This is a genomic window from Pseudoalteromonas luteoviolacea (assembly GCF_021654285.1).
Taxonomy (GTDB): Bacteria; Pseudomonadota; Gammaproteobacteria; order Enterobacterales; family Alteromonadaceae; genus Pseudoalteromonas; species Pseudoalteromonas luteoviolacea_J.
The window spans coordinates 289,631-300,621 of record NZ_JAKFZS010000004.1 but is presented as its reverse complement, the minus strand read 5'-3'; the positions used below and the strand labels follow the sequence as shown (position 1 = coordinate 300,621).

Here is a 10,991-nt window from a genome sequence, read left to right as displayed (position 1 = left end):
CTTTATAACCGGCAGCCTGCTGCGAAGCAGCGTTTAGGCTGTCCAGCCACGAAGTGGCGATGGTTGATAAGCTTGTTAGGTGACTTACTGGAGTTTTGTGACAACACAACTAGCACCTACCGGTTTTGTTTTTTCATGAGTACTACTTGAGCGATAAACCCACATACGCCCCTCGCCTGAAACTGTTGGAATCTCGAGCCCAAACATACAGCCCTCTACATACTCATGAGCATGTAGCATGTAGTTCGAGCTTACTTCGCCTTTAAGAATAAACTTTTCGTACCACGGTACACGACAGCCCAATAGCTCTTGATGCTCACCAATAGGAGCGTAGCTATGGGCCCAACCTAAATAAGGAGCCTTCAATTTAGCCTCGAAGCTTCCTTTAATTCGAAATGAAGCAATTCCATCATAGGGGCTACAATCAAATTGATATTTTTCTGAAGCTTCCAAACCCACAGAAACAAAAAATAGAAACACAAATATGTAAATTCGCATATTCACCTAACGCTTGCCGTAAACGGCACAAAATAGCAGGCTAAAATTTGCGACGAAGGAGCACAAGCCTGCTGTTTCGTGTCCTTGGTTTAACGGCCTTGTTAGGTATACTTTTCCCAAAAGTTATTACTTGCAATTTTTTGAGTGTGGCAAGGATTATTCTTAATGAACTCTATTGTTTCAACTTTGGATTCTGGGAGAACAGGATCTGAATGGTAACCACTACCACAGTACCTGAAACCAGCTTCCCAAAGTAACCTTGCTGAATGCCACTTATTTGTATTCGACTGTTTCGGTGTACGAAAATTTCGACCTAAAAAAGCCATCCTGCGACCACAATTAGGGCAATTATGTACGAGTTCTGAATCAGCTTGCCAAGCAGTACCCGTATTTGACTCTTCAGTTGCACGTCTTTTGAATGCCACTCGACAATCAAAACATGCAAATTTGTGCAGAAATTCCATGTAAACCTAACGCCGCAAATAAACGGCAAAAATTAGTTGGCTAAAATTTGTGAGGTACGAACAAAGCAAACTGATTTTTGTCCGAACTTTTTAATTTGCTTTGTTATATGGCATGTGCCTCAACAAAGTAAGAGCTTTTTTCGAAATTCCAGCATATTGGTTGCGAAACATACTTATTAATAAAACTGATATTAGGTTCTAGAATTTCGTAGCTCTCAAACATTAGCCCTTCTGAATTCACTCCACCAAATTCAGCTTTGAACTTACACAAGTCAAATTCAGCCAATTCATGCTCAGCAACTAGTTCTTCTGTTTTTTCTGAGTACTCTGCGATGAATCGCCGTACTTTGAGCGTTGTATCAATCATCCCAATGCCATATAACGCCTTTAGCAGCGGCGCCTAACGCGTAGTTTGCTTTGTGTTAATTTGGAGCGGAGCGACAACACAAAGCAAACGGAGTGTTGGGCGTCCTAGCGCACGTGTTTTTGTGCGCGATTGCTGCCTAAATTTGTTAGCTTGGTTTAAATTCTGATATCAAAGCTTCAAATTCATCTTTAGATGTTGGCACATGTATGTTTAGAGTATTCATAATCTTTAGAATATGAGCTTTAGATTCTGCCACTTGATTATCATCTTTAACCATTGAAGTGATATAGAATACACATTTATCACTAACCATAGAAAGAGTAACCAATTGGCTGGATTCTTTATTGTTTTTTCTTATTAAATTCCAATAAAGCAACCCTTGATCTTTGATCCACTCTTGATGCTTTATTTTTACATCATAGTTTTTTGAAGATTTTTTCAGATAACCTAATTCATATTTGAGGTGGCTTTCCAAGATGAGTTTTTCATTTTCAGTCTTTGAATGATCGGAAAGAAAGTCAGTTTTTGGTAATGAAACTATTTGATAGGAAATGTCCTGATAATCAAAGTGAGCTGCGCTTTTAGGTGTTACTTTATCCGAAAATTGCAGACTAAAGTAGCAGCCACATTCTGGGTATCCATTAAGCCACTTTGTAGCGCCGACACCTTCCCAAGTCCATAGTCCGGCATAAGATTTCAAACTTATTGTCATCAAGATGAAAGTAATATATTTAGACTTCATGGCTTCTCCTTGAAAGCTAACGCCCTAATAATGGGCAAAAAATTGTTGGCTAAAATGTTGAGGAACGAAAACAGCCAACTGTTTTTTGTCCTTATTTATTAGCTTGTTATATTTCACTTTACACAAAACTCGATTTCCCTGTTTGGCTCTATAGCCGCCTCTGTGAAAATACTTAATACCTTAATTTGAAATGATTTAAGTTTGCCCAAATTAACACTAGAATTTACAGACATCAATTTATAAGGCGGCTCAATAGAATTGATAGAACCAGTAATTAAGGAATCCGCTAGAGCATCTAAATTATGTCCATGCCATTCAGGAGCACCAACTTGTGATAAGAGCACATCATAAAATTGCTCTTCAGTTTTAATTAGACTCCAATCAATGACAATTTCCATAAAACTTCCGTGAAATATAACGCTTGCCTAACCGGCGAAAAATAGCAGGCTAAAATTAGCGACGAAGGAGCACAAGCCTGCTGTTTTGCGTCCTTTGGTTTAGGCACTTGTTATGTGCGCTTGTATGCATCTTCATGTGAGATGCCAAGATTTACTAATAAATCTTCAAAATAGCCAACATCTTCTAACTCGCGATTATCTTCATAAGCTAAGCACAAAATAATTCTCATTTTTGCTACTTCTGGGACAGATATGTTGTAACCATCGTTACTATCAACCCAAGACCACAAATCCTCTTTTAACTGCTCAAGGTTAAGATTTTTATGTTCAAACCAATAACCTTTTAGTTGTGAAAATGCACTTTTAGCCAAAGGGATTTCCGGCACACCAAGCTTCTCAACCCAAGAAATCATATGGGCTGCATACTTATAATTTTCGTTCAAGCTAGGACACTCCCCTGAGCACATAACGCCCTGCAGCAGCGGCCGTAGTGCAGGCGATTTTTTTTGTGTAAGCGTAGCGACCAACACAAAAAGAAGCGCCGGAACGGAGGTCCTGCTGGCTGAGCTTGTTAAATGAACATTACTCCCACCCTAGTTCGGAGTACGTCTTCTGATCTTCTTCGGGATACTCACTTTTGTAAATACCCCACCCCATATACTCATAATACTTAGTCATTGCCTCAAAGTATGATGATGCTTCACACGACCACTCCAACTTCGCTCCAGGCTCAAGCAATTTACGTGCATCATCTCCGTGAGGACCTGCCAAGCAAAATGTTTGCTCGCTTTCATTTTCTACCCAAAGTTCGTGCTTCATTGTTCTTATGGTTTTGTGTATTTAACGCCCGCCTTAACAGGCGGAAAATAGCAGGCTAAAATTAGCGACGAAGGAGCGCAAGCCTGCTGTTTTGCGTCCTTGTTCAAGCGTTTGTTAGCTGACGCTTTTACAAGACGTTCTAAGTTTATGTTCTGTAGACTTTATTAACCTTTTATATCCACTATCCGTTTTATAGCTAACATGAACACCAGTTGGAAAAACGACTATTGAATAAGATGGGTAGGAATATAACAATCCTGCGATTGGTGTATTCCAATCTGTAGACCAGCCATTCTTATTCTCAATTAACCAATTTTTGATTTCAACGTAAGAGGTATCATTAGGAGTAATAGTCTTTTCACATAATCTAAACTCAGGGGGCATCAGTTCAACGCTCACTTTCTGAAAACGAGTGAAATATACATATGCTGCAATCGAAGATAGAAAACTAAAGATTAGAATTAGTTTTAAGTATTTCACTAGAACTCTCATAGTCAGCTAACGCCTTACTAATGGGCGCATAAATGCTTGGCTAAAATTAGCGACGAAGGAGCACAAGCCAAGCGTTTTGCGTCCTTTTGAGTAACTTGTTAGAACTACCTACAGCTCTCTCATAGGCATTGTGCCAGCAATATAGTCTTGAAGAGATCTATTTTTATTCCTCGGATTAATGGTGACAATATCTACTGCCATCCAAAATAAGAAGATTGGTATGGTCAGGTATAACGCTGCGTAAGTCCATTGAGGTGAAATGTTGTCACCTAGAACCCAAATATAATCAAAGACCCAACCACTCAAAATTAATGGGCTTACAAACGCAATAATTAAGGATATTAATTGGAGTATTTCTCGTTTAAATGATTGCGATAATGTTATTTTACTTTCCGTTTTATAGTCTAAGTAGAATAATTTCATTAAATGTCTACCAACAGTATTGGCTTCATTTCCGACAGGTATTAAGACCAAATAGATAATAGGTATAAATGGAATTAGAAAACGAACAGATTGAGAATAGAAGGAATCTGAACCGTCCATTAAGTGAGACGAAAAAAAAGCAATTACAACAAAAACGATAACAATATCTATTAATGTAGCTAATAATTTTTGAAGATAGGTATTGAACCGTTTTTTGTGCTCAATTTCTTTGTAAATTTCACCAACAGATTTAGACATATACGCTCCATTTTATTGGTCGTTCTAACATTTTTATCTACGACAAATGTCGCATAACAACAGCGTAATGTCTGCCGCATAACAACAGCTTTTCAAATACGCACTTTAATACCCTTAACCATAACAATAAGTTAGGCAAATGTCACCAGATTAGAAATGGTTAAAATATGTCACTTGTCGTATAACAGTGATATTTGACAAATACTGAGCACTGTATATATATACATATAAATAATTTAAAATGGAACTGCATATGAAATCACCATTTTTATCCATGATTCAGGAACATATGTATACGCAAAGATATGCCAAAAGTACTATTTCATGTTATCTCTATTGGATAACTGCCTTTATTCGATTTCATAATTTATTGCACCCAAAAACACTTGATGAGGAGGCGGTAGAACAGTTTTTAAGTCACCTAGCCAACCAACAAAACGTGGCTGCAAATACACAAGCTCAGGCGCTCAATGCACTTGTGTATATGTATAAAGAGATCATCAAACAACCATTGAGCCTATCGCTTAAGTTTAATAAAAGCCACCGCCAACAAAAGTTACCCATTGTATTGACTGAACGGGAAATCGCAGCGCTGCTAACACACTGCCCTCATCAACATTTACTGGCAGTATCTTTGCTTTATGGCAGTGGTTTAAGGCTGATGGAAGTGCTGAGGTTACGAGTACAAGATATTGATTTTGATTACCATTGTATTCGCATATGGCAGAGTAAAGGAGGAAAAAGCCGAGTGGTTACACTTGCCGCTCACCTCATAGAGCCACTTCATCAACAAATCAAAGTCGTCAGTGCATATTTACAAAGAGATATTCAAAACAAGCAATATGCTGGAGTCTGGTTGCCACACAAACTCAGAGATAAATATAAAAGCGCAAACAAACAACTTGGTTGGCATTATTTACTACCCTCTCATAAATTGAGTATCGACCCTGAAACACAGCAACTTCGCCGTCACCATTTAGACCCACGGCAAATTCAAAGAGCTGTAAAAACATCAGCAAAAAGGGGAAAGATCACAAAACCTGTCACTCCACACACACTTAGGCATTCTTTTGCCACTCACTTACTCCAAAATGGTGCAGATATCCGAACTGTGCAAGCTCAACTTGGACATACAGATGTTAGAACAACACAAATATATACTCATGTTATCCAACAAGGCGCGCAAGGAGTAACAAGCCCATTGAGTAAAATTGCCACAGATCAAATAACGCCCTTTAGCAAAGTAAAATAACTCACTCCACCAAAACCTTACTTGGATCTAAATAAAACATCTTTTTCCAGCCTTGTGTTTCAAGTGTTGCGAGCCAAGGAAGTGGGATAAGAGACAAAATAGAATAATGCACATGGGCGGGCTTGCCTTTAGCGTTACCGGTATCGCCAAGGGTACCCATTAATTCACCTGATTTAAGCCACTGACCTTGATGAACTGCATAGCTTTGTAAATGAGCATAATAATGAATGCGCCATTTTGGCCCAAGTATAGCTACTACTTTGCCGCCTTTACTGACTTGCCCAGCAAAAAGCACAACACCACTGGAGGCTGATAATACGTCTGTGCCTTTTTTACCAAATATGTCTATGCCTTTGTGCACGCCTGATGTACCCCACGGTTCATACCAAAAGGTGTTGTGGTGCCAATCATGTACGGAAGCGCCTTTCACAGGTATGTGAAGGGATTGAGGGAGCAAAATACCAATAAAAAATACAAATAACAGGGATAAAAATACAGATTTGAGCAACTTCAATTTAATCTCCTTGAAAAAATCACCTTGCTAACAGTGTTAAAACACGAATAAATCTATTGCGCGTTTTGCACGAAAAGTAATAACTTAGTCAGTAACAAGCCTTTAAAAGTAGATTAAATACTAAAACTCCTTAAAAAGTGCTGAATATCGCGCTGATTAAAATACAAACTAATAATCTTGTCCTATATAAAACTGATTTATTCCTCCATTTTGCTTTCATAATTATGTATCACTATTTGCCATAATGAGGGCTTACGTCACTTGGAATAGATATGCAGCACACACTAAATTCGGAAAATTTCCAATCAACAGGTGCCGTTTGTGAACAAAAAAATAACAATAAAGACCCAGAAAGTACTAAAAACACAAATATGAATGAACTCATCACTATTTCGCCGTCTAGTCTTGGCTGTGCCAGTTTTCGCAAAGACTATGGCCTTAAATATGCCTACGTAGCAGGTGGCATGTACCGTGGTATTGCGTCCAAAGAGCTGGTAATTTCGCTTGCAAAAGCTGGTTTCATGGGCTTTTTAGGCACTGGCGGCAGACAATTAAAAGACATCGAACAAGACATTGTTCATATCCAAGCAGCGCTGTTACAAAACCAAGCGTACGGCATGAATTTAGTAGCCAACTTAGACTCACCAGAGTTTGAGCTCGCCACTGTTGAGCTGTATCTCAAACAAGAAATCCGTTGTATAGAAGCGGCGGCATTTATCCGTATTACACCCGCTCTGGTACTGTATCGCTTACAGGGGTTATACCAAGATGAACAAGGCAATGTGCGCTCGCGCAATAAACTGATCGCCAAACTCTCTCGCCCAGAAGTCGCCAATGGCTTTTTAAGCCCAGCACCTCAGCAAATCGTCCAACAACTGCTTGATGAGCACAAAATCACGGCTGAGCAAGCACAACTAAGTCAGTCTATTTTTATGTGTGATGACATCTGCGTTGAGGCTGACTCAGGCGGCCATACAGACAGAGGACAACCCGCTGTTTTACTGCCCGCAATCCAAAGCTTAAGGGACCAAAAAGTCGCTGAGTTTGGCTTTTTGCATTCACCGCGAATAGGGCTTGGTGGCGGCATTGGCACGCCAAGTGCTGCCGCAGCCGCTTTTATGATGGGCGCAGACTTTATTCTCACGGGCTCTATCAACCAATGCACCGTCGAAGCAGGTACATCCGATACCGTCAAACACATGCTGCAACACATCAATGTGCAAGACACTGAGTATGCGCCCGCTGGCGATATGTTTGAATCCGGTGCCAAGGTGCAGGTACTGAAAAAAGGCAGCTTTTTTGCGGCGCGTGCCAACAAGTTGTTTCAGCTTTATCAGCAATATGACTCGCTCGACGCCCTACCACAAAGAACACAAGCGCAGTTACAAGACAAATACTTCAACATGAGCTTTGACGAGATCTGGCAACAAACCAAAGACTACTTGCTTGCATCTAAGCGCCCACATGACGTAGAGCGCGCTGAAAAAGACGGTAAATATAAAATGGCCCGCGTGTTTCGTTGGTACTTTGCCCACAGCATGAAGTTGGCCTTTAGCGGCGATGAGCAAATGCGGGTGAACTTTCAAGTGCACACTGGCCCTGCCCTAGGTGCATTTAATCAATGGGTCAAAGGCACAGAGCTTGAACCATGGCAAAACCGTCACGTTGACAAAATAGCTGACAAGCTGATGCAAGACACCGCTGAATTGATGAATGCCAAGGTGCAACAGCTGTTGGCAGCTAACCTCGCTTACAAATAAAAAACGGAGTAGATATGAAAACATACATATTTCCGGGACAAGGTTCACAATACGTCGGTATGGGCAAACCGCTTTTTGCTGAGTTTCCTGCGTATGCTGAGCAAGCCAGTGACTTACTTGGCTACTCAATCAGCGAGCTGTGCTTGGCAGATCCCAAAAAGCAACTTAATCACACTCAATTTACTCAGCCTGCGCTTTATGTCGTCAGTGTCCTCGCCTTTTTACAACAGCAAAAACAACAGGGCTCAGCGGACTATTTAGCAGGTCACAGTTTGGGTGAATACGCTGCGTTATTTGCCGCAGGTGCGATCAGTTTTGAAACTGGATTAAAGCTGGTACAAAAGCGCGGTGAACTCATGAGCAAAGCAGCCTCCGGCGCCATGGCCGCTGTGCTAAATGTCAGTGAATCTGATTTAAATAACGCACTGGTAGACAATCACTTAAACACCATAGATATTGCCAATTTGAATGCACCAGACCAAATCGTGATCTCGGGGCTTGCTGAAGACATTAACCAAAGCCAAGCTTTTATAGAGCAGCTAGGTGGTCGCTTTATCAAACTCAATACCAGTGGTGCCTTTCATTCTCGCTATATGACCCCTGCGCAAACTGAGTTTGCTGAATTTATTCAAGGCTTTGAGTTTAAAACTCTGCAAACACCTGTGATAGCTAACGTCACAGCACAGCCTTATGACCATGCGGATATCGCTCAGCACTTAATAGCGCAAATTACCCAGCCTGTGCAGTGGACTAAAAGCGTTGAATACTTGCTCTCGCAAGGTGATATGGACTTTTTAGAGCTTGGGCCAAAAAAGGTGCTGACCAAATTAGTGCAAACCATTGAAAAGCAGTTTGTGATGCCAGTGCAGTCAAGTGCGGTAACAACACCATCACATAATCAAGAAAGTGTTACGCCGCAGCAGCAGGTTGCACACTGGAATAACACGTATCCAGTGGGTACCGAGGTGCTTATTAAAGGTCAAAAAACACCCTATAAGACCCGTACTCAAGCCACTCTACAGTTTGGCCACCGCCCTGCACTTTATTTGCACGGTTTCGGCGGATACTTCCATTTAACTGATTTACGCCCTGCCCAGCAGCACGCGCACATACCCGCAACGGCTTAAATCCACATGAATACAATCACTGGCCCAAGCAAGGCCATCAACAGAATAAAACTTAACCATAATATTGGACCACAGCGATGAAATATTACATTGGCTTAGCCACCTCATTTCACGACCCTGCAATTGCAATCGTTAACGCAAAAGGCGAACTCATTTTTGCCGAAGACGCAGAGCGCTTTTTAGGCTACAAACGTGGCCTATACTGCTTGCCAGACAATCCTTACTACATTGAAGAAGTACTAAAAGCGCATTGCGCCGATTGCACCGAGCTAGTGATTGCCAAAACATGGAGTAAAGGCCGCGAAAAAAGCACCAATATTTTAGAAAATGTGGTTTTAAGTATTTTAGAGACTTTCTCATTTAATATTGACGTCAACACCCGTGATATTAAAGATCAGTTCTACTTTGCTCGCGCTTCTCAAGCAGCGGCAGGCAGAACCCTATCGCGCTTTTTTGAAGCTGGTTGCCGCAATTTTATCGTCGGTAACTACCGAACCAAAAAACCAACGGATGTACGCTATCACGACCACCATTTAACCCACGCGGCCAATGCCTGTTTTAACAGCCCGTATGATGACGCGACCTGTATCGTGGTAGATGGCATGGGCGAAAAAAGCAGTATTGCCTATTACACCTACAAACATGGCAAAATTAAACCTGCACCAATCAAGGTAAAACGCTCATTTAAGAGCTTGGGTTTGTTCTACACCATCATCTGTGAAAACCTCGGCTTTGACCCACTCAAAGGCGAAGAGTGGAAAGTCATGGGCCTAGCTCCTTACGGTAAAAAAGACCAAAGAGTCTATGATTTACTGCGCTCATCTTTGCAGGTTAAAAACGGTAACTTTGCTGTTCCGAAAAACCTAAATGCCATCATGAAAGAAATCAAAAGCATGGCAAGAGAGCCAGGTGAGTCGGTTGAACGCTATAAAGACTTTGCTTACACAGGTCAGTTGGTGTTTGGTGAGATCTTCATGGATTTAATCAATGCCGCATACGAGTATGCACCGTCTAAAAACCTATGCATTTCAGGTGGCTGTTCACTGAACTCCTCATTCATGGGCACCGCCCTTGAGCGCTCAAAATTTGACAACATCTTTGTGCCTTCAGCCCCTGCTGATGATGGTAATGCCATTGGCGCTGCGTTTTTAAGTTACCAGCAAGACAACCCAAGTTGGCAGCCAAGTAAAACCGTGCAATCGCCATACACAGGCTCGACAGTTAAAGAAAAATCACTGCAAAAGCTGGCGCAATATGGCCACTTAAAAGCCACAGATTACGGCGATGAGGTCTACAAAAAAACCGCAGAGTTTTTAGCACAAGGCAAAATCATCGGTTGGGCACAAGGTCGCGCCGAATTTGGTCCGCGCTCTTTAGGTAATCGCTCCATCCTCGCAAACCCATGTTTGCCAGATATGAAAGACACCATCAATGCCCGCGTTAAGTTCCGTGAAGAGTTCAGACCGTTTGCACCGTCTATTTTGCACGAGCATGGCGATGAGTACTTTGAAAACTACCAAGAGTCACCTTACATGGAGCGTACTTTGGTCTTTAGAGAAGAAGTACGAGACAAGGTGCCTGCGGTTGTACATGTCGACAACACAGGTCGTTTACAGTCAGTGAAAAAAGAGTGGAACGAACCTTACTACAACTTGATCAGCAGTTTTAAAGAGATCACAGGCGTGCCTGTACTACTAAACACCAGCTTCAACATTATGGGTAAGCCCATAGTGCATTCTGTTGAAGACATGCTCGCGGTGTTCCTGATGTCAGGCATCGACGTGTTGGTGATTAACAACACCATTTACGAAAAGAGCTAACAGTAAGCGCCCTAAATCAAGGGTGATTTAGGGCGACCGCCAAGGTAGGCGGTCACT

13 protein-coding genes are annotated in these 10,991 nt (G+C 41.6%); 4 read left to right on the top strand and 9 right to left on the bottom strand.

The features are described from left to right. Positions 1 to 84: 84 nt before the first annotated feature. The 8 genes from L1077_RS05365 to L1077_RS05330 all read right to left on the bottom strand — a co-directional run bounded on the left by L1077_RS05365 (position 85) and on the right by L1077_RS05330 (position 4,461). A complete protein-coding gene (locus tag L1077_RS05365; protein ID WP_237135914.1) occupies positions 85 to 498 on the bottom strand; it encodes a hypothetical protein in 414 nt (137 codons plus the stop codon). A 101-nt stretch (positions 499 to 599) separates the two neighbouring features. Next, on the bottom strand, positions 600 to 962 hold the full coding sequence (locus tag L1077_RS05360; RefSeq protein ID WP_052262114.1) for a hypothetical protein: 363 nt from the start codon (positions 960 to 962) through the stop codon (positions 600 to 602). Positions 963 to 1,065: 103 nt separating this feature from the next. Beyond that, positions 1,066 to 1,329: a DUF7683 domain-containing protein gene (locus tag L1077_RS05355; RefSeq protein ID WP_237135913.1), complete on the bottom strand. Its 264-nt coding sequence runs from the start codon at positions 1,327 to 1,329 to the stop codon at positions 1,066 to 1,068. A gap of 145 nt (positions 1,330 to 1,474) precedes the next feature. Further along, positions 1,475 to 2,071, bottom strand: a complete 597-nt coding sequence (locus tag L1077_RS05350) for a hypothetical protein (RefSeq protein WP_237135912.1) — start codon at positions 2,069 to 2,071, stop codon at positions 1,475 to 1,477. A 113-nt stretch (positions 2,072 to 2,184) separates the two neighbouring features. Further along, positions 2,185 to 2,469, bottom strand: coding sequence for a barstar family protein (locus tag L1077_RS05345; RefSeq protein ID WP_237135911.1), 285 nt, complete (start codon positions 2,467 to 2,469; stop codon positions 2,185 to 2,187). A 110-nt stretch (positions 2,470 to 2,579) separates the two neighbouring features. Then, positions 2,580 to 2,912 (bottom strand): hypothetical protein, encoded by a 333-nt coding sequence (locus L1077_RS05340; RefSeq protein ID WP_237135910.1) that lies wholly within the window; start codon positions 2,910 to 2,912, stop codon positions 2,580 to 2,582. 139 nt (positions 2,913 to 3,051) lie between these two features. Continuing rightward, positions 3,052 to 3,288 (bottom strand): hypothetical protein, encoded by a 237-nt coding sequence (locus tag L1077_RS05335; RefSeq protein ID WP_237135909.1) that lies wholly within the window; start codon positions 3,286 to 3,288, stop codon positions 3,052 to 3,054. A 600-nt stretch (positions 3,289 to 3,888) separates the two neighbouring features. Further along, positions 3,889 to 4,461, bottom strand: a complete 573-nt coding sequence (locus L1077_RS05330; protein ID WP_237135908.1) for an RDD family protein — start codon at positions 4,459 to 4,461, stop codon at positions 3,889 to 3,891. 253 nt (positions 4,462 to 4,714) lie between these two features. Here L1077_RS05330 and L1077_RS05325 point away from each other — a divergent pair, with 253 nt between their 5' ends. Then, complete coding sequence (locus L1077_RS05325) at positions 4,715 to 5,713, top strand: integron integrase (RefSeq protein WP_237135907.1); 999 nt, start codon at positions 4,715 to 4,717, stop codon at positions 5,711 to 5,713. A 1-nt stretch (position 5,714) separates the two neighbouring features. Here L1077_RS05325 and L1077_RS05320 read toward each other — a convergent pair whose 3' ends face one another. After that, on the bottom strand, positions 5,715 to 6,227 hold the full coding sequence (locus tag L1077_RS05320) for a M23 family metallopeptidase (protein WP_237135906.1): 513 nt from the start codon (positions 6,225 to 6,227) through the stop codon (positions 5,715 to 5,717). Between the two features lie 272 nt (positions 6,228 to 6,499). Between L1077_RS05320 and L1077_RS05315 the strand changes: the two genes are divergently transcribed. The 3 genes from L1077_RS05315 (at position 6,500) to L1077_RS05305 (ending at position 10,934) form a co-directional block, all read left to right on the top strand. Next, positions 6,500 to 7,987: a PfaD family polyunsaturated fatty acid/polyketide biosynthesis protein gene (locus L1077_RS05315; protein WP_237135905.1), complete on the top strand. Its 1,488-nt coding sequence runs from the start codon at positions 6,500 to 6,502 to the stop codon at positions 7,985 to 7,987. 14 nt (positions 7,988 to 8,001) lie between these two features. Next, the gene (gene fabD / locus L1077_RS05310) at positions 8,002 to 9,114 is read left to right on the top strand and encodes an ACP S-malonyltransferase (RefSeq protein WP_237135904.1); all 1,113 of its coding nucleotides are present in this window, start codon (positions 8,002 to 8,004) and stop codon (positions 9,112 to 9,114) included. A 77-nt stretch (positions 9,115 to 9,191) separates the two neighbouring features. Beyond that, positions 9,192 to 10,934: a carbamoyltransferase family protein gene (locus tag L1077_RS05305; protein WP_237135903.1), complete on the top strand. Its 1,743-nt coding sequence runs from the start codon at positions 9,192 to 9,194 to the stop codon at positions 10,932 to 10,934. The last annotated feature ends 57 nt before the right edge of the window (positions 10,935 to 10,991 follow it).

What these genes read in the sequence shown, in the direction of transcription:
- L1077_RS05345 (WP_237135911.1), bottom strand. Translation starts at nt 2,469, where the DNA reads ATGGAAATTGTCATTGATTGGAGTCTAATTAAAACTGAAGAGCAATTT.
- L1077_RS05330 (WP_237135908.1), bottom strand. Translation starts at nt 4,461, where the DNA reads ATGTCTAAATCTGTTGGTGAAATTTACAAAGAAATTGAGCACAAAAAA.
- L1077_RS05325 (WP_237135907.1), top strand. Translation starts at nt 4,715, where the DNA reads ATGAAATCACCATTTTTATCCATGATTCAGGAACATATGTATACGCAA.
- L1077_RS05355 (WP_237135913.1), bottom strand. Translation starts at nt 1,329, where the DNA reads ATGATTGATACAACGCTCAAAGTACGGCGATTCATCGCAGAGTACTCA.
- L1077_RS05335 (WP_237135909.1), bottom strand. Translation starts at nt 3,288, where the DNA reads ATGAAGCACGAACTTTGGGTAGAAAATGAAAGCGAGCAAACATTTTGC.
- L1077_RS05315 (WP_237135905.1), top strand. Translation starts at nt 6,500, where the DNA reads ATGCAGCACACACTAAATTCGGAAAATTTCCAATCAACAGGTGCCGTT.
- fabD (WP_237135904.1), top strand. Translation starts at nt 8,002, where the DNA reads ATGAAAACATACATATTTCCGGGACAAGGTTCACAATACGTCGGTATG.
- L1077_RS05350 (WP_237135912.1), bottom strand. Translation starts at nt 2,071, where the DNA reads ATGAAGTCTAAATATATTACTTTCATCTTGATGACAATAAGTTTGAAA.
- L1077_RS05305 (WP_237135903.1), top strand. Translation starts at nt 9,192, where the DNA reads ATGAAATATTACATTGGCTTAGCCACCTCATTTCACGACCCTGCAATT.
- L1077_RS05360 (WP_052262114.1), bottom strand. Translation starts at nt 962, where the DNA reads ATGGAATTTCTGCACAAATTTGCATGTTTTGATTGTCGAGTGGCATTC.
- L1077_RS05365 (WP_237135914.1), bottom strand. Translation starts at nt 498, where the DNA reads ATGCGAATTTACATATTTGTGTTTCTATTTTTTGTTTCTGTGGGTTTG.